Origin of the sequence: Streptomyces sp. NPDC086554, from assembly GCF_040686095.1 — a bacterium.
Classification (GTDB): Bacteria; Actinomycetota; Actinomycetes; order Streptomycetales; family Streptomycetaceae; genus Streptomyces.
On record NZ_JBFBJK010000007.1, the window covers coordinates 254,914 to 279,740 of the forward strand.

The window sequence follows — 24,827 nt, forward strand, 5'->3', positions numbered from 1 at the left end:
CAGGGCGGGTGCGAGGTGTGATGCCTCGGGGGGCGTCAGGCGGGGCGGACGTGGAGGCCGGCCGCGTGTGCGGCCGTCTCCAGGTCGTCGAGGCCGTCGAGTTCCAGGTCCGGCGGTGCGGCGCCGTGGTGTGTGCCGTAGCCGAACCGGACCCAGGCAACGGGCATGCCTGCCGCCTGTGCGGCGCGCAGGTCGTAGACGCTGTCGCCGACCATCAGCGCGGACGAGCCGCCGACCAGCCGCAGCGCGCTGAGCAGCGGGTCGGGGGCGGGTTTGCGGCGCTCGGGGCCGTCGCCGGTCACCACCGCGTCGAAGCAGGTGTCGAGACCGAGGGCAACAAGGAGTGGTGCCGTCACGTGGCGGGACTTGTTGGTGCACAGGGCGACCCGGACGCCGGCCGCTCGCAGCCGGCGCAGGACCGCCTCGGCGCCCGGGTACAGGCGCGCCCTGGCGGCCGGTTGACGCGCGTAGCCGGCGAGGTAGGCCTGGTACACGCGCGCCACGAGCTCGGGGTCGTGGTCGCGTCGGGTCTTGCGGATCGACGCCTCGACGAGTGCCGTCCCTCCTTCCCCGACCCGGTCGCTCACCTCGGAGCGGGTCAGGGCGGGCAGCCGGTATTCGCCCAGTGCGCGATTGACGACCTCCTCGATGTCGCTGAGGGTGTCCACCAGCGTGCCGTCGAGGTCGAAGAGGACGGTGTCGATCTGCCGCGGCTCTCGTGCCGTCGTGGAGTACGTCATGGGGCGGTCACCACCTTGTCGCGGGACCGCATGGTGGTCAGGACGTCGTCGCGGTCGTAGAGGACGCGCCGCCCGTCCTTGCGGCGCCGCCACTGATGCGTGTTGGCCAGCCAGTACACGGTGCCGGACGCGATCTGCCAGCCCGCTGCGATGTCCTGCGCGGTGAGCCCCGCGCTCCGGGCGGTACGCGGAGGGGGCGAGGTCAGGGTGTGCCAGGCGTCCGGCCGCCAGGAATGGGCGGGGTCCGCGGAGCAGACGACGGCGGCCCGCCCGGTGGGCGTGCGCGGGGAGAGGTGTGCCACCAGCTCCCCCTCGCAGCCGGGTCGTACGCAGGAGCCGACGGGCACGCTGCCGTCGCGGCGGTCGGACAGCGCCGACCAGGCGAGCCGCACCAGGTCGTCCGTCTCGGCGGCGATGTCCTGCGCCGCCTCGTGCCCGGTCAGCCAGTCGGCGTGGCCGACGAGGAAGGCGGTGAGCGCCGAGGTGTCGCGGGCCGGGGCCGGGACGCTGCGCTGCTCGCAGACGAGCGCGGCCCAACTCGCCAGGACCGTACGGATGTCGCTCCTGATGTCGAGGACCTGGGTGTTGAGCGGGATGCCGGGCGTGCCCCGCTCCCGCACCTTCCCCGCGGTCCTGCGGGACGGCGCGTGTGTGAGGGTGTTGGCCAGCTCGTCGTAGAGCAGTCCGAGCGCCACCAGGTTCTGGGCGATCCGCTGGGAGGACTTGGACGTGCCGCGTGCGGCGGTGGATGTGCGGGCGGGCGCAACGGGTGTGGAGAGCATGAGCGAACATCCCCCTGGCAGTGGTTCCGGTGCTGTACGGACACCCTGCCGGGCCCCGCTACCAGGCCGTTCCCCATCCGTTCCCGCCCCGGTACCGCGCGCTCTCCCGCCCCGGTACCGCACCCGCCGCGGCGGACACGACGAAGCTCCGGCCGGGGAGGGTGTCGTTCGGGATCACCCACTCCGACCGGAGCTTCTTCCTGCGGTCCGCGGTGTCAGTTCTTGCCGCGCGGCCCGACGCTGAAGCCCGGGCTGACGCCGACCTGTGCCGGGACGAACGGTTCAAGTGCCCATGCGGGGCTCGCCTGTTCGTGGGCGGCGGACGGGTCGGAGACCGACACCTCCGGGTCCACCGGGGACACCGCCGCGACGAGGTAGCGGGCGTTGCGGCCGCGCACGGTGTCCGGGACCTTGGGCGTACGGGAGAGCGCGCCGCCGAGGTGCCGGATGTTCGTGATCACCATGGTGTGGCCGTTCGGCCGCGCCAGGGTCTCGAGCGCCGTCGGGTCGAGCGTGTCGATCAGGACGTTCTCGCCGATGTACGGGCCGGGCGTGTCCGGTTCGGCGTGCACACGGGCCGACTGGGTGAACGGCATCGGGGCCAGGGTGTCCTCGATCGTCTGAGCCGCCTTGCGCAGCGGAGCCACCAGACGGTCGGCGTCATCGGCCGTGCCGCGCATCGCGATCGCGACGCGTGCGATGCGCCGGCCGCGCAGCGGCGGGGGCAGGAAGTCGCCGTCGGGGAAGGCCATCACCCGTAGCGTGGAGGTGAGTTCGTCGGGCGCGCCCGCCGTCCATTCGCGGAACGCGTGGAGCACCGCGGAGTCGCCGTCGGCGTCCGACGCCCCGATGTCGAAGGTGAGGCCGCCGCCCTGCAGGGTGCCCTCGGGCAGCAGACCGATGGTCATCGCGGTGACGACCTCGCCCGGAAGGGGTCCTGTGCCGCGCAGCCGGGTGAAGCGCTCGGTGTCGCTCTCGTCGACCCGCCGCTCCTCGCCGTCCTCGGTCACGACCATGAACGAACGGACGAAGTCGCTGGCCCAGCCGTCCGATCGGCCGAGCAGGCTGATCCCGCCGCCGAAGGTGTAGCCGACGGCGCCGACGCTGCCCATGCTGCCGCTGGGCGGCACCAGGCCGTGCGGCGCGGCGGCCGCCGCGACCTCGCCCCAGGTCGTGCCGCCTTCGACGCGGGCGGTGCGGTCGACGGGGTCGACGACGACGCCGTTCAGCCGACGCACCGTCAGCACGATCCCTCTGTCCGCGGCGGAGCACATTCCGTGTCCGGTGCTGTGCACGGTGAGCGGGACCCCGTTCTCGGCGGCGAAGCGCACGACGGCCCGCACGTCGGCGGCATCCCGCGCCCCGACCACGAGGTCGGGACGGTGTCGCAGACCGAGCTGGAAACTCGCCAACTCATCGGCGAATCCCGCGTCGTGGGGCTGCAGCACCGGTCCCGCCACGGAGCGGGTCAGCGCTCCGGCCAGGCGGGATGCTTCGTTCGAGATAGTCATGCTTGTCCTTGTCCTCGACTGCGCTCGGTGGGTCGGGGTCTACCGGTTCCTGTCACGGCCTCAGCATTGGCTGGCAATGTGTTGGCTGCCAACCTATTGGTAGCACATCCGGCAAGACCTGGGCAGACCGCCTGCTCTTTCCGGCCAGTGCGGTCCGCGGGCACCCGCTGAACGAACAGTCCTGAGCGATCGCCCGCTGGGTTAACGTTCCGCACGTAGTGACGATCGGCCGAGGAAAAGTGGGGGCAAAACCGTGGTGAATATTCTCGTGGCGACGGCGCCGGCCGAAGGACACGTCAATGTGATGATGCATGTGGTGAAGGAACTCGTGCGCCGCGGGAACGAGGTGACCTGGTACACCGGAAAGGCATTTGAGGCGCGTGTCAAAAAGACCGGCGCCCGGTTCTCTCCGATCGTCTCCGGATTCGACTACGGAGGAATGACGCACGACGAGGCATTCCCCCACCACGCGGGTCTCACCGGAACCAAGGGAATGGTCGCGGTCTTCCGTGACGTCTTTTTCGGCACCGCACCCGACCAACTCCGGGATCTGACGGCGCTGGCCGAGGAATTGCGCCCCGACGTGGTGGTCACCGACGAGACCACGTACGCGGGCGGATTCCTCAGCGAGAAGACGGGCATTCCGCTGGTCTGGATGGCCACGTCGATCTACACCCTCAGCAGCCGGGACACCGCGCCGTTCGGCATGGGTCTGCCGCCGAGCGCCACCTTCCTCGGGCGGCTGCGCAACCGGATGCTGAAGTGGACCGGGGACCACATCATCATGCGCGAGCTGCGCCGGGAGGCCGACAAGACGCGTGCCCAGGTGGGCCTTGAGCGCATCGACGCCGGCGCCTTCGAGAACATCATTCGCATGCCGTCCCTGTACCTCCTCGGGACGGTGCCGTCCTTCGAGTACCCCCGCAGCGACCTGCTCCCGCAGACCCGCTTCGTCGGCCCCATCACCGGCGAGCCCACCGATGAGTTCCAGGCTCCGCACTGGTGGGACGACTTGAAGGCGTACGACACCGTGGTGCACCTGACGCAGGGCACCGTCGCCAATGAGCCGGAGCGGCTGCTGCTGCCCGCGATCCGCGCGCTCTCCGATCTCGACGCCCTGATCGTCACCACCACCGGTGTGCCGCCCGAGCAGCTCGACCTGGGCCCGCTGCCGAAGAACGTACGTGTGGAGCGGTTCGTGCCGTACCACCATCTCCTGCCGCACGCCGACCTCCTGGTCACCAACGGTGGGTACGGCGGTGTCACCGCGGCCCTGAGCAACGGCGTACCGCTCGTCGTGGCCTCCGCCACCGAGGACAAGAACGAGGTCGGCGCCCACGTCGGATGGTCGGGCGCCGGGGTGCACCTCAAGGAGGGCGACGACCTGGAGACCCAACTGCGGGCGGCGGTGCGGCGCGTGCTCACCGAGCCCACGTTCCGCGAGCGGGCCCGGCAGCTCGGCGAGGAGTACCGCGCGCAGAACGGGCCCCGCCGTGCTGCCGAGCTCATCGAGGGTGCGGGGGCCGACGTCGGCTCCGCCGGGCAGCGGCAGTCGCGGTGACCCGGCGGCCGCGGTCCGCTAGGGCCTGTCCGATGGGTCAGGCCCTAAGCGTGGCGGACCGCGGCCGCGATCACGTCGCAGATCCGGTCCACGTCGTCCGGCGACACCGAGAGCCCGATGGGCAGGGCGAGCACCCGCTCCGCGAGCTCCTCGGTCGCCGGCAGGTCGAGCGGTGTGTGCACGGCGTCGTCGCGGTAGGGCCGCATGCGGTGGCAGCCCGGTGCGAAGTACTTCTTGGTGCGGATGTTCTCCGCGCCGAGGACGTCGAAGAGACGGTCGCGGTCGAGGCCGGCCGCGCCCGGTTCCACCCGTACGACGATGTACTGGTGGTTGTGGGTCTGGCCCGCCGGGGCCTCGATCAGGGTGACGCCCGGCACCTCGTCCAGGCCCTCCCGGTAGCGCAGGTAGAGCGACCTGTAGGTGCTCAGGGTGTCGTCGAGACGCTCGACGGACGCGATGCCCATCGCCGCCGACGACTCGCTCATTTTCGCGTTCGTCCCCGGGCCGATCACGTTCATCGCGTCGTCGAAGCCGAAGTTGTGCATCGACCGCACGCGCGCGTGGATCTCGTCGTCGTCGGTGGCGACGAGCCCGCCCTCGAAGGTGTTCAGGATCTTCGTCGCATGGAAGCTGAACACCTCGGCCATTCCCTGGGGCGCCGGCGCCAGTGGCTGGCAGCCGAACGCCTGGGCCGAGTCGTACAGGAGCGGCACGCCCGCGTCCCGGGCCACGTCGTCGAGTCCGGTCAAGTCGCAGAGGTTGCCCCAGAGATGGACGCCGAGGATGCCGCCCGTGCGGGGGGTCACCGCCTTGGCGACCGAGAGGGGGTCCAGGGTGCCCGTCTCCGGGTCGATGTCGCAGAACACCGGCGTGAGGCCGATCCAGCTCATCGCGAGGGCCGTCGCCGCGAAGGTGAACGACGGCATGATGACTTCCCCGGTGACGCCGCACGCCTTCGCCGCGACCTGCAGCGCGGCGGTGGCGTTGCCCGTCGCCGTGTTGTGCCGCCGCAGGGTCCGCTCCGCCGTCAGACCCTCGAACTCCTGGACAAGCGGGCCGAGATTGCTCAGCCAGCGGCGGTCGATGGCCTCGCCGACCAGCTCGAGGTAGCGGTCCTTGGCGGGCACGTTCGGCGTTCCCACCCTGACGTCATCGGCGAAGGCGGGCTCACCCCCGAAGATGGCCAGGTCGGTCCGGACCTTCTTGAACTGCACGGCCACCTCCCGGTCGGCTCGGCCGGTCATGGAGCCGGCCAGACTGCATAGCTGCGCATGCCGTAGATCAACGGCTGCGGGGCGGGCGAGAATGTCACCGACTGCTCCACGTGCCCGTAGACCACGGTGTGATCGCCGATCGTCTCGGTCTTCAGGACGCGGCAGTCGGCCACCGCGTGCGCGTCGTGCGGCAGATGAGGACCGCCGCCACCGGGTGCGTCCTCCCACTTCACGCGGTCGAAACGGTCCGCGGCGCCCGATGCGAACAGCTCGGCGGCCGGACGTCCCGCGTCACCGAGGAGGTTGACCGAGAACCGGCCTCCCTCCAGTACGGCGGCGAGGGTCGGGCTCCCGTTCCTGACGCAGACCAGGAGCGTCGGCGGCCGCAGCGTGACGCTGCACAGGGACGAGCACGTCATCCCCCAGGGCCGCCCCGCCGCGTCGAAGGCCGTGATCACCGTGACGCCGGTCGGGAATCCGGCCATCAGCGCGCGCAGTTCCTCGGGGGCGAGTGAGGCTGCCGGTTGGGCGTTGTGTGCGATCATCCCGGCATCACCGGGTTCCCTTCCGTCGATAAGTCGATGACCGGCCCCGCGGCACCGGTCGGGTGCCGCGGGGCCGAAGGCCGGGTCCGCGCGTCAGTGGGCCTGGGCGAGGTACTCGTACTGGCTGGGCAGGTTCTGCACCAGCTCGCGCGACGTGGCGCGCACCCGCTCGAACTCCTCGGCCGCGGCCGAGCCGTCCATCAGGTCGAGCGCGCCGGGCGCGCGCAGCGGGATGCCCTTCAGACCGAGGAGCATCGAGACGTAGGAGTACGACTCGAAGCCGTGGTAGTGCGGGTAGATGGTCTCCGCGTCGGGCATCTTGGTCTTCCACTGCTCGATGCGCGCGGCCAGCGCGTCGGGCACCGTGCGGGTCTTGGCGTCCTGCCAGTACTTGGTGTCGTTCCGCTTCGCGGCGCAGTAGTGCATCACCAGGAACTCCCGGACGCCGTCGATGCAGTGGTTGACCGCGCTGTTGTAGGACTCGCGGAGCTGGGACGCCCAGTCCTCCTGCGGGAAGTGCTTCACCAGCTGCTCGATGCCGTGCTGGATGAAGAAGATCCCGGTCGACTCCAGCGGCTCGACGAAGCCGCTGGACAGGCCGATGGCCACGCAGTTCTTCGTCCAGGAGTTACGGCTGCGGCCGATCCGCATGCGGATGTGGTTCGCCTCGAGGTCCGCCGCGTCCGGGCCGACGAACTCGCGCAGCGTGCGCTCGGCTTCCTCGGGCTCGCAGTAGTCGCTCGAGTAGACGTAGCCCGTGCCGATGCGGTCGAAGAGCGGGATCGTCCAGATCCAGCCGGCCTCCTGGGCGGTGGCGGTGGTGTAGGGACGGATGCCCGTCTTGGCCGTGTCCTGCGGGACGCGCAGCGCGACGGCACGGTCGTTGGGCAGGGTGTCCTGGAACGAGACGAAGGGCTCGCCCAGCTTCTCGTTCAGGAGCAGGCCCTTGAACCCGGTGCAGTCGATGAAGAGGTCGGCCTCCAGGTCGCCGTGGTCCTTCGTGGCGACGGCGCTGATCCAGCCGCGGTCGTCGAGCTTGGTCTCGACGACGTCGTCGACGACGTGGCGGACACCGCGGCTCACGCCGTACTCGGTCAGGTACTTCGCGAGCAGCGCGGCGTCGAACTGGTAGGCGTACGGGAACTGCGTGTCCTGCTCGGAGAGCGTGGACTTGAAGACGGAACCGTCGGGGCCCAGGTCACCGTTGCTCTGCTCGAAGAGCGTGCCGTCGAGCAGGCGCGGCGAGCGCAGGTTGTCGCCCATCTGCGCCATCACGAAGTTGTCGACGTCGAACCGCTCCGAAGGACGCTGCTTGAGCCACCAGTCCGTCAGCGGGAACCCGTCCACGACGCGGAGCCGCTCGAAGGGGTGGTAGAAGTGCTTGCCCTGCTCGGCCCAGTTCTCGAAACGAATGCCGAGTTTGTACGTGGCGTTGCACGCCGGCATCCAGTCGGTTTCCTTGAGTCCCAGGTACTCGAAGAAATGGCGCACCGTGCTGAACGTGGCCTCGCCCACGCCGATCGTGGGCACCCGGTCGGATTCCACGACGGTCACCGATATTCGGTCGCCGAACGCGGCCTTGAGATAACTGGCGCTCATCCAGCCGGAGGTGCCGCCGCCCACTACTACAACCCTGTTGACCATGCTCGTCGCCTTCCTGTTGTTTTCCGGTCGGGTTTCAGTCACGCGGCAGGCCGCGCAGTGAATCGGGCAGACGGTCGAGGTTCACCATGTTGCACCAGGTGCTCGCCGGCTCACTGATGTCGTGGAGTGCGCCGTATTCCTCGCCCGCCTTGGTCAGCATGAAATGCAGATCGCTTGCGTGGCCGAGGAAGGTGAATCCGCCGTCGATCCGGTTCCGTACGCTGGCGGCGTCACGGCAGAGGGTGCCCAGCGGCACACCGGCCTCGCGGCAGGCGTCGGCCACCGTGCGCACGGCGTCCTGGAACGCCGGCTCCTCGCTCCAGAACTTCGCCGGAAGGCCGAGCGACAGATGGAGGTCGTTGGGGCCGATGAAGACCAGGTCGATGCCGTCGACGGCGAGGATCTCCTTGATGTTCGCCAGGCCCTCGGTGGTCTCGATCTGGACGCCTACGAGAATCTCGTCGTTGGCCTCTGCGATGTAGCCCGGGCCGCTCGTGGCGAAGCCGACGTGCGGAACCATGCCGCCGCCACCGCGCTCGCCCTTGGGCGGGAACCGGGCGAAGCGCACCGCGTCCGCCGCCTCCTTCGCGGAGTTGACCATCGGCACGATCACACCCTGGGCGCCCGCGTCGAGCGCGTGCTTGATGTGCTCGACGGTGCCCGCGGCGACCCGCGCGATCGGGGTGATCTCGCCGCCGCTCAGGTCGGAGATCACGCCGAAGATGTGGCTTGCCGTGGTGTGGTCGATGGGCGTGTGCTCGAAGTCCACGAGCATCCAGCGGAACGAGCCCTGTGCGACCAGGAGTCTGGTCGAGTTCACGTTCTGCAGCTGGAGCCAGGTGCCGACCGCAGGGCTGCCCTGGCGGATCAGCTCAAGCGTCTTGTTCTTGCGCATCAGCCTGTGTCCTCTTCCGGTTGTTCACGTGCAGGCCATGAGAGATAAGAAATTCTTCGATCCGCTCGGTGATCGACGCGAATATCGACTGCATCGTCTCCTGATCGGTTCGTTCTGTCTTCATCAGTTCACCGAACAGAATCGCGGCGCCCGCATTGGACACCCATTCCGGAATGATGGTGATGCCCTGTCGGGTCCAGTACGAACGGACTTCGTCGGTGGCGAAGGCATTGTTGGCCCCGCAGACCACCACCTGCCCGGAACTCTTCACGAACTCCTGCATGACCGAATCGGTGAGTGCGTACCGGGTCGCGCAGGGTGTGAGGACTTCGGGTGCGGCGGCGGCGACGAAATCGACGAGCAATTCCTCGTCCGGCTGACCGGCACCTCGCGGAACCCATTTCCAGCCGCGGAGCGGGCTGTCCTGTACGAGATCACCGAAGGCCTTCTCGTCTCCCTGGTCGGCCCTGCGGCGGAGCAGCTCCTCGACGTCGATCCCGTCGGGATCGATCAGGAAGCCGTCCTTCTCGCAGATGCCCGTGACAAGACCGATGCCGCGCGAGGTCAGTGAGTGCGCCGCGTTCGATCCGACGCTGCCGAACCCTTGGATGGCGACGCGCGGTGTTCCGCCGGCCGACAGGCGGATCGCCTCGGCGACGGAGTGTCCTGTGGCGGCCTCGTCGACCGTGGCGTGGTCGTTCCAGGGCAGCGCGAGGCGCTGCGGAACGACCTGTGCCTGCGAGGGGATTCCGGCGTGCCGGGCCAGGGTGTGGGCCATCGCGACGAACGCCGTCGGCAGGGCGAGATCCTCCCGCGCGATGCGCTCGATCGCCTCCCTGCTGGTGTAGAGGTCGGCCCCGGTGCTCCACTCCTCCGCGATGACGTCACGGTGCGCGATCATGAACCGGCGCAGGACGCCTTCGGCCTCCGGCGAGGTGGGGTCGAACCGGATTCCCCCCTTGCCGCCGCCGAACCGCGGGCGCTGCAAGGTGTTCTTCAGGGTCATGGTGGCCGCGAGGTCGGCCACTTCCGACAGCGTGACGTTCGGGTGCATGAAGAGGCCCCCGCCGGAGACCCCTCCCTCCAGGCTGTGGATGACGAGCCAGCCCTGTGCCTCGGTCTCGTCGTCCCGCCAGTGGAACACCTTCGCGAAGCGTTGAGTCGTGCTCACGTCGTGATTCACCCTCCGGTCGGCTGCTGCTGTGCGATGGTCGGCTGCTGCTGTGCGATCGCCCCGGGTGCGCGGCGGTCGCCTGAGTAGATGTCGAGTGCTTCCTGGTAGCTGGGGCTGACGAAGTTGACCAGGGCGGGCAGCGGGGGGACGTCGGAACGGCCGGGGGCCGGTCCTGTCCCGCTCAGCTCCACGTAGTTGGCCAGCGAGAGGGCTGACGCCGCCTCGTGCTCCGGTACGCGTTCGCGCTGGAACTCGGCAAGGACCGCGCCTTGGTCGTCCGGCCATTTCTCCAGGAGCCGCTCCAGGACCGCGCAGTCCTCCAGGCCGAGATTGACGCCCTGCCCGAGGAACGGCGCCACCGTGTGCGCCGCGTCGCCGAGCAGCAGGACCGAGCCGTCGTGGACCACCGGGGAGCAGCTCACGACGGAGATCGAACTCACCGGCGCCCGCGAGGGATCGGGCTCGGCGAGCCGGATCCGGTCGGCCTCCTCGGGGAAGTCGCGCCGCAGGAGGGCAAGGACGGCCTCGTCCGTAGCGAGGTCGGCGAAGGTCAGGGCGCCGTCCCTCGGCAGTACGAGCGTGCAGCGCAGGGAGCCGTCGCGGTTCGGCAGGCCCACCATGAAGTAGCCCTCGCGGGGCCAGATGTGGATGGCCGACGAGGGCCGCCGGTCGGCAGCCGCGTTGTCCTCGGCGCCCTCGGCACCCTCGGCGCCCTCGGCGAGGATCGTGACCTCCCGGTACTCGGCCCCCACCTGCTGCTGCCTGCTCTGGGTGAGGCCCTGCTCCGCGAGCCGCCCGCGGACCGCGGAGTGGGTCCCGTCGGCGCCGACGAGCAGGTCGTAGTCGGCGTGGTGCGCCTGGCCACTCCGGTCGGCGAAGGAGACCCGCCGTGCGTCGAAGTCGACGCCCGTGCACTCCGTTTCGAAGGTGAACCGGACCGTGGGCGCGGCGTCCGCGTTCTTCATCAGCAGCAGATTCAGGTCGTTGCGGTCGATCGACAGGGTCTGCCAGTCGTCACGTCCGTAGCCCGCGACGCTGACGTCGCCGTCGAGGCCGTGCCGCGCGCGGCTGTCCATCGGCACCACGAGCCCGGCCAGTTCGGCCCGGGAGCACTTGCCGTCAAGGGCGTCGACGCCCCTCGGCGACAGCGAGAGGTTGATCGTGCGGCCGTCGTAGCGCAGTCCGCTCGCCACATAGTGCGGACGCTTCTCGTACACCTCGACGGTGTAGCCGCGCGCCGCCAGGACCTGGGCGGCCAGACAGCCCACCGGTCCCGCGCCGACCACCACCGCCCTGCGGGCGGGCATGCGTGTATTCGTCAATGAAGACAATGTGGGTCACCAAGCTCTTCTGTCCGATGTCCGCCGGATTCTCAGGCGGAGCTTTTGGATCCGGGGTGTGATCGGACTGAGAATGACTGTCCGGAAGAAAGCAACGAAGCGGATGTGTACGGAACTCCGACCGGCCCGGCCGGGAAATGCTGATAGAACCCGGCTAAGGTCGTCATCCGCCTCTCGGGACTCATTCTCACCAACGTCTCGACCCTAACCCGACACCTTCTTCCCCCGGTGCGTTCGAGCGTGAAGAGAACGCCTGCGGGGACGCCCCGATATGGCCGCCGAGTCGCGCGTTCGACTGCGGCTGATACCCGGTTGAACGACGAGAGCCGATTCAGCCCGCGCGGCTGGGGCAATTGCCCGTGCCGGGCACGCTGCTCGGCGTGCCGGCGGCCCCGCCGTCGGCCGGATCCGGGCCGCCTTCGCCCTCCCTGGCGTGCGCGATGCCGTCCAGGGCGATGAGCAACTCCCGCCGCAGGCCGATCCGTTGGGCGAGCTGCCGGGCCTGCTGATGGTGGGCCTGCCCCAGGGCGTACTCGCCCCGGTCGCGGTGTACCGCGCCGATGGCGTTGTGGACGAAGGCCGTGACGGCAGGGCGGCTGAGATTGCGCAGGAGTTCGAGTGCGGCATGTCCGGCCACCAGCGCCTCCGCGTGCCGGCGCTGACGGCGGTAGACGTCCGCGTACCGGGCGAGGACCGATGCCTGGCCGTACGGCGTCGCATAGCGCCGGGCCAGGACCGACGCCTCGGCGAGGCGGTCGAGCGCGACCTCGTACTCGCCGCCCTCCGCATGCGATGCGGCCTCGCCGGTCAGACCGACGATCTCGCCGTACGGGTCGCCGATCCGTCGGCTGTTGAGGATCATCAGCCGGCTGGTCTGCAGCGCCTCGCCGTGCCGGCCGAGGGCGAACTGGGCCTCGCCCAGGGAGGCGAGGGCCGCGCCCTCCTCCCTGCGCGCGCCCGCCCGGCTGAAGATCACCAGGGACCGGTGCAGGAACAGGATGGCGTTCTCGTACTGGCCCATCGTGTTGTAGAACATGCTGATCCTGCTGAGGCAGAACGCGATACGCAGCCTGTCGCCAAGGCGCTCGGCGATCGCCAAAGCCTCCTGCGCGCACGCAAGGCCTTCCTTGACGCGCCCCAAGTACCAGTACGGCGTGGCCAGGTTGGTCAGCGCCTCGCCCTCCAGCTCCGCGTCGCCCATGCGGCGGGCGGCGGCCACCGCCCGGTGCAGTACGTCGAGTTCGTCCTCGGCGTGCCCGCGTACGCGCAGGTAGGGGGTGAGCGCCTGGGGCAGCCGTGCCACGTGCGCGTCGAACCCTGCCTCCTCCGCGTGGACCAACGCCGCGAGGAGGTTGGCGCGTTCCGTCTGGAACCAGGCGAGGGCGGCCTCCCGGTCCGGCAGCGGCGGCAGCACATCGGGACGGCGGGCGAGCTCGACGCCAAGACGCTCACGGTCCGGCTGAATCACCGATGCGGCCTCGTCGGCGGCGCACAGGTAGTAGTCGAGCAGCCTGTTCCGTGCACGATGGGCCGTCGCGGAGTCCACCTGCGCCACGTCGCGGGCCAGTGAGCGCACCAGGTCGTGGAAGACGTAGCGGCCCGGGGTGCGCTGGATGAGCAGCCGGGCGTCGAGCAGATCTTCGAGGAGCAACTCGGCCGACCCCAGCGGCAGTTCGGCGAGCGCGGCGACCGTGTGTCCGTCGAAGTCCGTGCCCGGGTGCACCCCGAGGAGCCCGAAGAGCTGCTGGTGGCGCGCGGGCATCGAGGCGCGCGACAGCTCGAGGACCGCGCGGACGCTGCGGTGCTCGGCCACCAGCTCGCCGAGCCGGGGCACTTCGCCCGCAAGCCGTCCGACCATGGAGGCGATCGTCCACTGGGGGCGGTTGCGCAGCCGGGACGCGGCGATCCGCAGGGCCAGCGGAAGCTGCCCGCACAGGGCGACGAGCTCCGCCGCGGGCTCCGGTTCGGCGAGCACCCGCTCACGGCCGAGCACCCCGCTCAGGAGCGCGAGCCCGTCGGCCGGTGTCGGCAGCGGCAACGGCAGCGGCACCGCCCCGTCGAGCCCGGCGAGGCGGGAGCGGCTGGTGACGAGCACCAGGCAGCCGGGGCCGCCGGGCATCAACGGGCGTACCTGATGCGAGGTCGCGGCGTTGTCGAACAGGAGCAGCAGCCGCCGCCCCGCGGTCATGCCCCGCCACAGGCTCTCCCGGTCGGCGAGGTCGTCCGGGATCCGCTCCCCCGGCACTCCGATCGCCCGGAGCAGGGTGGCGAGGGCGGTGCGCGGCGTCACCGGTTCGAAGCCCGGGGTGAAGCCGTGCAGGTCGAGGAAGAGCTGGCCGTCCGGGAAGCGTCCTGCCAGGCGGTGCCCGGCGTGCACGGCCAGGGTGCTCTTTCCGCTGCCGCCCATCCCGTCGATGGTGATGACCTTCGTGGGCTCGTCGACGCCGTCGGGGACGTTGGAGAGCAGCCACCTCATCTCCGCCTGCCTGCCGGTGAAGTCGGACAGGTCGTGCGGCAGGGACCGCGGCTCCTTGAGCGGCGCCTCGGAGATCGGCGGCCGCGGGGCCTGGGGCGCCGGGTCGTAGAGGTCGGGTTCGTTGCGCAGGATCTGCTGATGGCGCAGGTCGGCCTCGGGCCCGGGGTCGATGCCGAGCTGTTCGGCAAGGAGCGTACGCAGGTCGTGGTAGACGCGCAGGGCGTCGGCCTGCCGGCCCACCCGGTACAGCGCCACCATGAGCAGGGCGCTCAGGGACTCCCGCAGCGGATGCTCGGCGACCAGGTTCCGCAGCTCGCCCACGGCGTCGTGCGCGCGGCCCTGTTCGAGGCGCAGCTCGAGGAGCCGCTCGCGCGCGCCCAGGAGCCGCTCCTCCACCGCGGTCGCGGCGGACTCGAGCAACGGGGTGCGGCTGTCCGGGAGCACCCGGCCCCGGTGCAGGCTCAGGGCCGCTTCCAGGACGGCGACCTCGTCGTCGATGTCCTCGCAACGGCGCGCGAGGGCCAGGTACTTGTCGAAGCGGGTGAGGTCGAGCTGATCGTCATCGACGACGATCCGGTAGCCGGGTCCGTCGGTGATCAGGAAGTGCTGTCCGCCCGGAATGCGGGCGCGCAGGTCGGCGACGACCTTGCGGATCTGGTGCTCGGCCGTCGCGGGCGGTGCCCACTCCCACACGGCGTCCACGAGCCTGGACATCGGAACGATCCGGTTGGCCTCGAGCAGCAGAGCGGCCAGCACACCGTGCGACCGCTGGCCGCCAAGGCGCAGCTTGTCTTCCCCGTCCCACACCTCGAGCGTCCCCAGGACACCGAACCGGACGGCACCCCCCCGTGCGGCCATCATGGTCGATCACCCTACGGGAAGGGCGCGGCCCGGGAAGATGAAGGTCGAACAACCAACTGGCCTGCCGTTCAAGGCTGTTGGGGCCGCTCCGGGCTGAACTTGAACGTTCTTGACGGAGAAGCGGGCCGCCAAGAATACTCGGCCATCGTCGGTGATCTGCGCCCAGCCGTGGACGAGAATCCTCGCCTCCACGCCGCATGAGCATCCCGGGCGGGCACGCGCTTCCTTCGCTGCCCCACCCCCCGGCCGACACCCTCCGCAGCGCTCCCGCCCACCTCCGCGCCGAGGTCGATGCGGCATGCGCCACCGCCCTACGCAAGATCGCCGAAAGCCGGGAGAATCTCTCATGAAGGCACTGGTGCTTTCGGGCGGGTCCGGTACTCGCCTCAGGCCGTTCAGCCACTCCATGCCCAAGCAGCTCATTCCCATCGCCAACAAGCCCGTACTCGCCTATGTCCTGGAGAACATCCGCGACCTGGGCGTGACCGAGATCGGGATCGTGACCGGCGATCGCGGCGAGCAGATCGCCGCGGCCATCGGTGACGGCTCCCGGTTCGGCGTCCGCATCACCTATCTGCGCCAGGACGCGCCCCGGGGTCTCGCGCACGCCGTCACGACGGCACGCGACTTCCTCGGCGACGACGACTTCGTGATGTACCTCGGGGACAACATGCTGCTGAACGGGATCGCGGACGCCGCCGCCCGATTCCGCGCCCGGCGCCCCGCCGCCCAGATCCTGGTCCACAAGGTGCCCGACCCGCGCGCCTTCGGAGTGGCCCAACTCGACGAGGACGGACGGGTGTTGGCGCTTGTCGAGAAACCGCAGGAGCCGTGCAGCGACCTCGCGATGATCGGCGTCTACTTCTTCACCTCCGTCATCCACGACGCGATCGCCGCCATCGGGCCGAGCCCGCGCGGCGAGCTGGAGATCACCGACGCCGTCCAGGAGCTCGTCGGGCGCGGCACCTCGGTCCAGGCGATCGAGTACGACGGCTACTGGAAGGACACCGGGGACGTCGAGGAGGTCCTCGAATGCCACCGCAAGGTGCTCGAAGGCCTGCGGCCCGACACCGGCGACGCGGACGTGGTCGACAGCGAACTGATCGGCGCCGTCGTCCTGGAGAGCGGCGCCCGCGTGGTGCGCTCCCGTATCGAGGGACCCGTCGTCATCGGCGCGGGCACCCTGGTCGAGGACAGCAGCATCGGGCCCTGCACCTCGGTCGGCAGCGGCTGCGTACTGCGGGACACCGGCCTGCGCGACTCCATCGTCCTCGACGGTTCGAGCGTCACCGGCGTGCACGGCATCGGGGGTTCGCTGATCGGGCGTGCGGCGTCGGTGACCGCCGCGGACAAGAACCCGCGCCACCGGATCGTCATCGGCGACCACGCCGGGGTCGAGGTGGCCGTCTGATGCCTTGCCGCACCTCGCGACGACCGCGACGAGCGCCACGACCGCGACGACCGCGACGACCGCGACGACCGCGACGACCCACTCAAGAAGGCAGGACGGCATGAGGATCCTGGTGACCGGCGCGGCCGGATTCATCGGCTCGCACTTCGTACGCACTCTCCTGAACGATGGCTACGCCGGCTGGGAGGGCGCCCGCGTGACCGCCCTCGACGCCCTCTCCTATGCGGGAAACCGCGACAACCTCCCCCCGCACGACCCGCGTCTGGACTTCGTCCACGGCGACATCTGCGACCGGGACACCCTGATGGACGTGCTGCCCGGGCATGACGCGGTGGTGCACTTCGCCGCCGAGTCGCACGTCGACCGTTCCGTGGAGTCCGGCGCCCCGTTCGTCCGCACCAACGTGGGCGGCACCCAGACCCTGCTGGAGGCCTGCATCGCCAGCAAGGTCGAGCGGGTCGTGCATGTGTCGACCGACGAGGTGTACGGCTCCATCACCGAGGGCTCCTGGACCGAGGAGTGGCCCCTTCAGCCCAACTCCCCGTACGCGGCGTCAAAGGCCGCGTCCGACCTGATCGCCCGCGCGTACTGGCACACCCACGGCCTGGACCTGTCGATCACGCGGTGCTCCAACAACTTCGGGCCCCACCAGCATCCGGAGAAGCTCGTCCCCCTCTTCGTCACCAATCTCCTGGAGGGCCTGCAGGTGCCGGTGTACGGGGACGGCCTGAACGTGCGGGAGTGGCTGCACGTCGACGACCACTGCCGGGCCGTGCACCTCGTCCTTCAGGGCGGCAGGGCGGGCGAGATCTACAACGTCGGGGGCGGCGACGAACGCACCAACCTCGCGGTGACCGACCTGCTGCTCGAACTGTGCGGCGCCGACCGCTCCGCCATCCGGCACGTCACGGACCGCAAGGGCCACGACGCCCGCTACGCCCTCGACGACACCAAGATCCGCGAGGAGCTCGGGTACGCCCCGCGCATCGGCTTCGAGGAGGGCATGGCCGCCACCGTCGCCTGGTACCGCGAGAACCCGGCCTGGTGGAAGGCGTCCAAGTACGGCGATACGGAAGGCCGCTGACATGCCCCGCACGCCACGAGAGGACGATCCCATGGGTCAGCACAAGAAACTCATCCTGGAGTCGGTGCGCAAGTACCACCAGGAGGCCCAGGACCTGAAGCCGTTCGTCCCGGGCGTCACCGAGATCTGGCCGTCCGGCGCCGTCCTCGCCGCGGAGGACCGGGAAGCCCTTGTGGAGGCCGCGCTCGACATGCGGATCGCGGCGGGGCGCAGCTCCCGCAAGTTCGAGTCGTCCTTCGCCCGTTGGATGGGCCGGCGCAAGGCGCACCTGGTCAACTCCGGCTCGTCCGCGAACCTGTTGTCGGTGGCCGCCCTGATGTCGCCGCAGCTGGAGGAGAGCCGGCTGCGTCCTGGCGACGAGGTCATCACGGTCGCCGCGGGCTTCCCCACCACCGTGAACCCGATCCTGCAGAACGGTCTGGTCCCGGTCTTCGTCGACGTGGACCTCGGCACGTACAACACCACCGCGGACCGGGTGCGGCAGGCCATCAGCCCCAAGACCCGGGCCATCCTCATCGCCCACGCGCTCGGCAACCCCTTCGAGGCCGCCGAGCTCGCCCAACTGGCCGAAGAGCGGGACCTGTTCCTGATCGAGGACAACTGCGACGCGGTCGGCTCCCTCCACCACGGGCGGCTCACCGGCACCTTCGGTGATCTGTCCACCGTCAGTTTCTACCCGGCCCACCATCTGACGACCGGCGAGGGCGGCTGCGTACTGACGTCGAACCTCGTCCTCGCGCGGCTCGTCGAGTCACTGCGCGACTGGGGGCGGGACTGCTGGTGCGAGCCCGGGGAGACCAACCGCTGCCTCAAGCGGTTCGACTACCAGATGGGGACGCTGCCGGCCGGCTACGACCACAAGTACATTTTCTCGCACGTCGGTTACAACCTGAAGGGCACCGATCTCCAGGCGGCCCTGGGTCTTAGCCAGCTCGGCCGGCTCGACGAGTTCTGCGCCGCGCGGCGCCGTAACTGGCGCCAGCTGCGCGACGGCCTGGACGGCGTGCCCCATCTGGTGCTGCCCCGCGCCACCGAGGGATCCGACCCGAGCTGGTTCGGCTTCGCCCTCACCGTCGAACCCGACGCGCCCTACAGCCGTGCCGATCTTGTCGACTTCCTGGAAGGCCGGAAGATCGGCACCCGGCGGCTCTTCGCTGGCAACCTCACCCGCCACCCCGCCTACATCGGCGCCGAGCACCGCATCTCGGGGGACCTCACCAACAGCGACATCATCACCGAGCAGACGTTCTGGATCGGGGTCTATCCCGGTCTGACCGAGGAGATGCTCGCGTACGTCGTCCAGTCGATCCGGGAGTTCACCGCGACGCACGGCTGACCCGCGACCACACGACCACGCGACCCGCGCAGGCCCCGTGCCGCGCTCCATCTGCCAGGGACGTCAGGAGTCCTCCCCATGCAATCCCTACAGATTTCCGGCCCTCCCCTGGTCCGGCGGATCGACCACACCCTCGCCGACCGCCTCGCGCTCTCGACGGCATCGCCGGGCACGATGCTGCCCACGGGCGATTTCGCGCACTGGCTCGGCGGGCGGCGCGCGGCGCACGCCTTCCGGACCGAGCGCATCCCGTTCTCCGCGCTCGACGCCTGGACGTTCCAGGAGGGTACGGGCAATCTCGTGCACCGCAGCGGCCGCTTCTTCAGCGTGGAAGGGCTGCACGTCACGGTGTCCGGCGACGAGGGCACCGAAGAGTGGCACCAGCCGATCATCCGGCAGCCCGAGGTCGGCATCCTCGGCATCCTCGCCAAGGAGTTCGACGGAGTCCTGCACTTCCTCATGCAGGCCAAGATGGAGCCGGGCAACCCGAACCTGCTCCAGCTCTCCCCCACCGTCCAGGCCACCCGCAGCAACTACACCAAGGTGCACCAGGGTTCGGACGTGCGGTACCTGGAGTACTTCACCCAGCCCGACCGGGGCCGGGTCCTCACCGACGTGCTGCAGTCGGAGCACGGTTCCTGGTTCTACCGCAAGAGCAACCGCAATGTGATCGTCGAGGCCATCGGCGACGTCCCCGACCACGAGGACTTCTGCTGGCTCAGCCTGGGCCAGCTCAACGAGCTGCTGCGGTGGGACAACGTCGTCAACATGGACTCGCGCACCGTGCTCGCCTGCATGCCGGGCAGCGCGGGCGCGGAGAGCAGCGCACTGCGCCCGGACGCCGACCTGATGTCCTGGTTCTGCTCGGAGCGCAGCCGGCACGTCGTCACCGCGGAGCGGGGCGCGCTGCGCGACGTTCCCGGGTGGCAGCGCTCGGAGTGGGCGATATCCCATGCCGAGCAGCGGTTCTTCCGGGTGGTGGCGCTCTCGGTGGAGGCCGGCAACCGTGAGGTGGCGCGCTGGACGCAGCCGCTGTTCGAGCCCGTGGACACCGGGGAGATCGCGTTCGTGGCCCGCCGGTTCGGCGGTGTGCTGCACGTGCTTGTGGCGGCCCGGGTCGAGGGCGGGTTCCTCGACACCGTAGAGCTCGGGCCGACGGTGCAGTGCATCCCCGGCAATGTGGCGCACCTGCCCGAGGAGCAGCGCCCCGCGTTCCTCGGCACCGTCGTCACCGCCACCGCGTCCGATGTGCTGTACGAGGCGGTGCACTCCGAGGAGGGCGGGCGGTTCCTCAACGCCGAGAGCCGCTACCGGGTCGTGCTTGCCGACGAGACCCAGGCGCCGACGGATCCCCCCGCCGGGTTCCACTGGGTGACGCCCGATCAGCTGGCGTCGCTCGTGCAGCACGGCCACTACCTCAACGTACAGGCACGCACGTTGCTCGCCTGTCTCCGTACGATCGCGCCCACCGCATGACGGCCGCCCCCACCGGGGCGGCTCCGCTACGGGTCGGTGTGCTCGGCTGCGCCTCCGTCGCACGCCGACGCCTCATGCCCGCTCTGGCGGCCCTGCCCGAGACCGAGTTGACCGCGGTCGCCAGCAGGGACGCGGGCCGCGCACGGGAGTTCGCGGCCCTGCACGGATGCGTACCCGTGCACGGGTACGCGGCGCTGCTCGCCCGCGACGACATCGACGCGGTGTACGTCCCGCTGCCCGCCGCCCTGCACGGGGAGTGGATCGCCGCGGCGCTGCGTGCGGGCAAGCATGTCCTCGCGGAGAAGCCGCTGACCACGAGTGCGCAGCGGACCGCGCAGCTGCTCGCAGAGGCCCGCGACCGCCGCCTGGTGCTCATGGAGAACGTGATGTTCCTCCACCACGGCCAGCACGCGGCGGTGCGCAGACTCGTGCACACCGAGCGGTCCATCGGTGAACTCCGGTTTCTGCGCGCGGTGTTCGCGGTGCCGCCGCGGCCCGCCGACGACATCCGCTACCGGGCGGACCTGGGCGGCGGGGCGCTGTGGGACGTGGGCGTCTACCCCGTGCGTGCCGCGCTGCATCTGCTCGGTGACGCTCTGACCGTGTGCGGCGCGGCACTGACGCGGGCCGCCGGGTACGAGGTCGACACCTCCGGTGCCGCGCTCCTTCGTACGTCGAACGGGGTCTTCGCCCATCTGTCGTTCGGCCTGGAGCAGGCGTACGCGTCGACGTACGAACTCTGGGGCAGCGAGGGCCGCATCGTCCTTGACCAGGCGTTCACCCCGCCCGCGGACCATCGCCCGCTGGTGCGCCTGCAGCACGCCTCCGGCAACGAGGGGGTACGGCTCGACGCGGAGGACCAGGTCGTCGGCACGTTGCGCGCGTGGGTGGCGGCGGTGCGTTCAGGAACCACGCCGGACGACGGCACCCTCCGGCAGGCCGAACTCCTCGACGAGATCAGGCGGCACGCCGGCGGTTGAGGGTCCGTCAGCTGCCCTCCCCTGCTTCCCCGTTCAACCCTCCTTCCCCCCACACACAGTCTCGGCCGCCGCACGTCCGCGGCAGGTCGCCCCACCCGGAAGGAACCAGCACACCCATGTCTCTTCCCGAGCCATTGCCCGAGCCGTTGCCCCTCTACGGCCCGGAGTACAAGACCGACCCCTATCCCCTTTACAGGAAATTGCGCGACGAGGGCCCCGTGCACCGGGTGCACTTCCCCAGCGGCGTCGACGCATGGCTGGTCACCGGCTACGCGGCGGCCCACCAAGCGCTCAACGACGACCGTCTCGGCAAGAACCACGACCTCGGCAACGACGCCTGGCGGTCACGCGCGGCGATCATGCCCGAGCCGCAGCACTCGCAGCTCCAGGCGCATCTGCTGCACCAGGACCCGCCGAAGCACACCGTGATGCGGCGCCTGGTCACCGAGGCCTTCGCGCCGCGTGCCATGGAGCGGATGCGCGGCCGGATCGAGGAGATCGCGGCGGAACTGCTCGACGCGGCGGTCAAAAGCCCCGATGCCGACGCGCCGGTGAGCGGTGTCGTCGACGTGGTCGACGCGTTCGCCGCCCACTTCCCCTTCCGGGTGCTCGCCGAGGTCATCGGCCTTCCGGCCGACCTGGCGCGGCGCTTCGACCGCGACTGGGGCAAGGTCGTGCAGCCCGTCGGTCCTTCCGACCCCGGGCGCCCCGCCTACGAGGGGCGGCTGCGCGGTCTGCAGGCCTATATCGCGGAGGTGACCGAGGAGAAGCTCCGCAACCCCGGCGACGACCTGCTCACCGCGCTGGTCACGGCGCGCGACGAGGGCACGATCAGCAAGGAGGAGACGGACTCGATCGTCTTCCAGCTCCTGGTCGCGGGACAGGAGCCGGTCACCAACCAGATCACCACCTCGCTCATCGCCCTGCTGCGCCACCCCGAGCAACTCCGGCGGCTGCGCGCCGCGTTCGACGGCTCTGCGCAGGACGACCCGGGCCTGCCGACGCGTGCCGTGGAGGAACTCCTCCGCTACGACAGCGCGTTCGAGCTGACCACCTGGCGGTTCTTCGCCGAGGACTCGGACCTGCACGGCACCGGCATCCCGGCAGGCGACTCGGTGATCGTCTCGCTGAGCGCCGCCAACCGCGACCCGGAGCGCTTCCCCGACGCCGACACCCTCGACCTCGACCGCAGCCCCAACCCCCATCTGGCCTTCGGCCACGGCATCCACTTCTGCCCGGGCGCCTCACTGGCCCGGATCGAACTCCAGATCGCCATCAAGGCGTTGCTGACCCGCCTTCCGCAGCTGCGGTTCGCCGTCGACGACGACTCGCTGGTCTGGATCTCCGCCGTACTGGCCCGCGGCGTCAACGAACTTCCCGTCGCCTACGGGCCGCAGGATCCGCCGCCCGCCGCTGGCTGCCCGGTGCGGCATTGACCGGATCCGCACCGCTCCTCTCAGCCAGCACACAAGCCCCAGAAAGCGAGCACACAGTGTCCTCTGCGTCCTCTACGTCCTCTACGTCCTCTTCCCTCTTCGAGTCCGAATCCGCCGAGACCCGGCGGATCACCCACGAGATCCTGTCCCTGCTGCTTCCGCACCGGCGTACCGTCGAGGCCGACGCCGACCTCGACACCACCGACGCGTTCCCCGAACAGCTCCTTCAGATATCGGGCCTCGTCGGCCGAGGTGAACCGGTGCTGTTCACCCTGCCGGGCTTCCCGTGCAAATCACCCAACACCGCGAAGGTCTTCAACCACCTCCCGGACCAAGGGGAGTTGCTCGCCCTGCGCTTCCTGGACTCGCTGTGCGCCCGGATCGAGAAGGTGTACGCACCGGGCGCCCGCGTCCTGATCTGCTCCGACGGGCACATCTTCGGCGATGTCATCGGCGTCCCCGACGAGCACATCGACGCGTACGGCGACGCGCTGCGCGACATGATCAGCAGTGAGGGAATGGCCGAGCACCTGGCCACCTTCGACCTGCGCGACGTCTACGGCACGACCCTTTCGTACGACGAGAAGCGCATGGCCACCACCGACCGCTACGCGCCGACGATCGAGGACCTGCGGGCCGAGGTCAAGGTCGACGACTCGACGCTGCGGATGTATCGCGGCATCACCCGCTTCATGGTCGAGGACACCGCGGGCTGGGAGGGGACGCGTTCCGCCCTGCAGCGCGACGCCCGCAAGCGCGCCTACGAGGTCATCCGGCGCAGCCGGGCCTGGGGCGAGCTGATCGCCGAGCACCACCCGCGTACGGTGCGTCTCTCCATCCACCCGCAGAACCGAGGCGAGGCCAAGTTCGGTATCCGGCTGCTCGGGGCGGCCGACGCGTGGACCACGCCGTGGCATTCGGTGCCGCTGCGCCGGGCGGACGGCGGCTGGGAGTTGATGCACCGCACGGAGGCGGAGCAGATCGGCCGTGAGGTCCAGCGGGACGGGCGCCCGAGCCACTTCGAGGCCCTCGACGGGGCCGACGACGTGCCCGTCGCCGTGTGACGCGAGCGCCCTCGGGACGACAAAGAGCGGGTGCCCTGTTCACCGTGGTGAACAGGGCACCCGCTCTTCGGGCTTCGGGCGGCCTGCCGGGTCAGATGGAGTCCACCTCGTCGAGGACCTTGCGCAGGGCGTCGATGACCTGGTCCTGCCGCTCGACGCCGAGCGAGGGGTACATCGGGAGCGAGAAGATCTCCTTGGCGTACCGCTCGGTGACCGGCAGCGAGACGTCCGCCGACTCGGTGCCCGCGAACCCGGCCATGGTGTGCACCGGCCACGGGTAGCTCACGTTGAGCTCGATGTCGTGCTCGCGCAGCCGCTCGATGACGAGGTCGCGCCGGGGGTGGCGGACCACGTACACGTAGTACACGTGGTCGTTGCCCTCGGCCGTGGCCGGCAGGACGAGCGAGGTGTCGGCAAGCGCATCGGCATAGCGGTCGGCCACCGCGCGCCGGGCGGCGATGTAGCCGTCGAGCCGCCGCAGCTTGCGGCGCAGGATCTCCGCCTGGACCTCGTCGAGCCTGCTGTTGTGGCCGGGCAGCGCCTCGACGTAGTAGCGCTCCTCCATCCCGTAGTAGCGAAGCCGCCGCAGGTTGCGGTCGACGTCCGCCCGTGAGGTCAGCACCGCTCCCCCGTCGCCGTACGCGCCGAGGACCTTCGTCGGGTAGAAGGAGTACGCGGCGGCGTCGCCGAAGGTGCCCGCCATCCTGCCGCCCTGGCGTGCGCCGTGGGCCTGCGCGCAGTCCTCCACGACCGCAAGGCCGTGGGCCGCGGCCAGTTCCGCGACCGGCGCCATCGGCACGCACTGCCCGTACAGGTGGACCGGCACGATGCACCGCGTTCGCTCGGTGATCGCCGACGCGATCTGCGTGGTGTCCATCAAGTACGTCGCCGGGTCGATGTCCACGAACTTCGCGGTGGCCCCGGTGCTCGCGATCGCGACGACGGTGGGCGCGGCCGTGTTGGACACGGTGATCACCTCGTCGCCCGCGCCGATGCCCAGCGCCTCGAGCGCCAGCTTCACCGCGTTGGTTCCGTTGTCGACGCCGACGCAGTGCGCGGCGCCGTGATGGCCTGCGAACTCCGCCTCGAAGTTCTCCACGCTCGGGCCGAGCACCAGACGCCCGGACGAGAACACCGAGTCGACCGCTTCGAGGATGTCGTCGCGTTCGGCCGCGTACTCGTCCTGGTAAGCCCAGACGGACATGGTCATGAGTTTTCGCCTCCGCACTCGCCCTGTGGGCCGGTGATGTGTGTTCGCCGGGACGCCCTCGGTGGCCGGCGGTGCGGAGCACGGCGG

19 protein-coding genes are annotated in these 24,827 nt (G+C 70.2%); 8 read left to right on the forward strand and 11 right to left on the reverse strand.

The features are described 5' to 3' along the window. Positions 1 to 35: 35 nt before the first annotated feature. The 3 genes from AB0O76_RS14190 to AB0O76_RS14200 form a co-directional block, all read right to left on the reverse strand. Entirely contained in the window at positions 36 to 740 is a 705-nt protein-coding gene (locus AB0O76_RS14190; protein ID WP_365489528.1) for an HAD-IA family hydrolase, read from the reverse strand. Then, positions 737 to 1,522, reverse strand: coding sequence for a hypothetical protein (locus AB0O76_RS14195; RefSeq protein WP_365489531.1), 786 nt, complete (start codon positions 1,520 to 1,522; stop codon positions 737 to 739). Before AB0O76_RS14195 ends, AB0O76_RS14190 begins: the two co-directional genes overlap by 4 nt. A 215-nt stretch (positions 1,523 to 1,737) precedes the next feature. Continuing rightward, positions 1,738 to 3,033: an FAD-binding oxidoreductase gene (locus AB0O76_RS14200; RefSeq protein ID WP_365489534.1), complete on the reverse strand. Its 1,296-nt coding sequence runs from the start codon at positions 3,031 to 3,033 to the stop codon at positions 1,738 to 1,740. Between the two features lie 253 nt (positions 3,034 to 3,286). On the opposite strand from AB0O76_RS14200, the gene AB0O76_RS14205 reads away from it, so the two are divergent. Next, a complete protein-coding gene (locus AB0O76_RS14205; protein ID WP_365489537.1) occupies positions 3,287 to 4,594 on the forward strand; it encodes a glycosyltransferase in 1,308 nt (435 codons plus the stop codon). A gap of 44 nt (positions 4,595 to 4,638) precedes the next feature. Here the strand turns inward: AB0O76_RS14205 and AB0O76_RS14210 are convergent, their stop codons facing one another. The 7 genes from AB0O76_RS14210 to AB0O76_RS14240 all read right to left on the reverse strand — a co-directional run bounded on the left by AB0O76_RS14210 (position 4,639) and on the right by AB0O76_RS14240 (position 14,743). Further along, entirely contained in the window at positions 4,639 to 5,838 is a 1,200-nt protein-coding gene (locus tag AB0O76_RS14210; RefSeq protein ID WP_365489541.1) for a DegT/DnrJ/EryC1/StrS family aminotransferase, read from the reverse strand. Next, positions 5,835 to 6,353 (reverse strand): flavin reductase family protein, encoded by a 519-nt coding sequence (locus AB0O76_RS14215; RefSeq protein WP_365489544.1) that lies wholly within the window; start codon positions 6,351 to 6,353, stop codon positions 5,835 to 5,837. The genes AB0O76_RS14210 and AB0O76_RS14215 overlap by 4 nt, the downstream gene beginning before the upstream one ends. Positions 6,354 to 6,446: 93 nt before the next feature. Beyond that, a complete protein-coding gene (locus AB0O76_RS14220) occupies positions 6,447 to 7,997 on the reverse strand; it encodes a tryptophan halogenase family protein (protein WP_365489547.1) in 1,551 nt (516 codons plus the stop codon). A 34-nt stretch (positions 7,998 to 8,031) separates the two neighbouring features. Then, positions 8,032 to 8,892 (reverse strand): aldolase/citrate lyase family protein, encoded by an 861-nt coding sequence (locus AB0O76_RS14225; protein ID WP_365489549.1) that lies wholly within the window; start codon positions 8,890 to 8,892, stop codon positions 8,032 to 8,034. Further along, the gene (locus AB0O76_RS14230; protein WP_365489552.1) at positions 8,870 to 10,063 is read right to left on the reverse strand and encodes a Glu/Leu/Phe/Val dehydrogenase dimerization domain-containing protein; all 1,194 of its coding nucleotides are present in this window, start codon (positions 10,061 to 10,063) and stop codon (positions 8,870 to 8,872) included. The genes AB0O76_RS14225 and AB0O76_RS14230 overlap by 23 nt, the downstream gene beginning before the upstream one ends. Before the next feature lie 8 nt (positions 10,064 to 10,071). Beyond that, complete coding sequence (locus tag AB0O76_RS14235; RefSeq protein WP_365489555.1) at positions 10,072 to 11,388, reverse strand: NAD(P)/FAD-dependent oxidoreductase; 1,317 nt, start codon at positions 11,386 to 11,388, stop codon at positions 10,072 to 10,074. A gap of 349 nt (positions 11,389 to 11,737) precedes the next feature. Beyond that, positions 11,738 to 14,743: a BTAD domain-containing putative transcriptional regulator gene (locus AB0O76_RS14240; RefSeq protein ID WP_365489557.1), complete on the reverse strand. Its 3,006-nt coding sequence runs from the start codon at positions 14,741 to 14,743 to the stop codon at positions 11,738 to 11,740. A gap of 346 nt (positions 14,744 to 15,089) precedes the next feature. Between AB0O76_RS14240 and AB0O76_RS14245 the strand changes: the two genes are divergently transcribed. From AB0O76_RS14245 to AB0O76_RS14275, 7 genes are all read left to right on the forward strand, one after another. Continuing rightward, a complete protein-coding gene (locus AB0O76_RS14245) occupies positions 15,090 to 16,154 on the forward strand; it encodes a glucose-1-phosphate thymidylyltransferase (protein WP_365489560.1) in 1,065 nt (354 codons plus the stop codon). A gap of 100 nt (positions 16,155 to 16,254) precedes the next feature. Beyond that, complete coding sequence (gene rfbB, locus AB0O76_RS14250) at positions 16,255 to 17,238, forward strand: dTDP-glucose 4,6-dehydratase (RefSeq protein ID WP_365489563.1); 984 nt, start codon at positions 16,255 to 16,257, stop codon at positions 17,236 to 17,238. A 31-nt stretch (positions 17,239 to 17,269) separates the two neighbouring features. Further along, the gene (gene rfbH / locus AB0O76_RS14255) at positions 17,270 to 18,574 is read left to right on the forward strand and encodes a lipopolysaccharide biosynthesis protein RfbH (RefSeq protein ID WP_365489566.1); all 1,305 of its coding nucleotides are present in this window, start codon (positions 17,270 to 17,272) and stop codon (positions 18,572 to 18,574) included. Between the two features lie 78 nt (positions 18,575 to 18,652). After that, the gene (locus AB0O76_RS14260; protein ID WP_365489569.1) at positions 18,653 to 20,050 is read left to right on the forward strand and encodes an NDP-hexose 2,3-dehydratase family protein; all 1,398 of its coding nucleotides are present in this window, start codon (positions 18,653 to 18,655) and stop codon (positions 20,048 to 20,050) included. Then, entirely contained in the window at positions 20,047 to 21,030 is a 984-nt protein-coding gene (locus tag AB0O76_RS14265; RefSeq protein WP_365489572.1) for a Gfo/Idh/MocA family oxidoreductase, read from the forward strand. The genes AB0O76_RS14260 and AB0O76_RS14265 overlap by 4 nt, the downstream gene beginning before the upstream one ends. Before the next feature lie 116 nt (positions 21,031 to 21,146). Next, complete coding sequence (locus AB0O76_RS14270; RefSeq protein ID WP_365489575.1) at positions 21,147 to 22,466, forward strand: cytochrome P450; 1,320 nt, start codon at positions 21,147 to 21,149, stop codon at positions 22,464 to 22,466. A gap of 128 nt (positions 22,467 to 22,594) precedes the next feature. Further along, complete coding sequence (locus tag AB0O76_RS14275; RefSeq protein WP_365489798.1) at positions 22,595 to 23,530, forward strand: isocyanide synthase family protein; 936 nt, start codon at positions 22,595 to 22,597, stop codon at positions 23,528 to 23,530. 91 nt (positions 23,531 to 23,621) lie between these two features. On the opposite strand, the gene AB0O76_RS14280 is transcribed toward AB0O76_RS14275, so the two are convergent. Then, entirely contained in the window at positions 23,622 to 24,740 is a 1,119-nt protein-coding gene (locus tag AB0O76_RS14280) for a DegT/DnrJ/EryC1/StrS family aminotransferase (RefSeq protein WP_365489578.1), read from the reverse strand. Between the last annotated feature and the right edge of the window lie 87 nt (positions 24,741 to 24,827).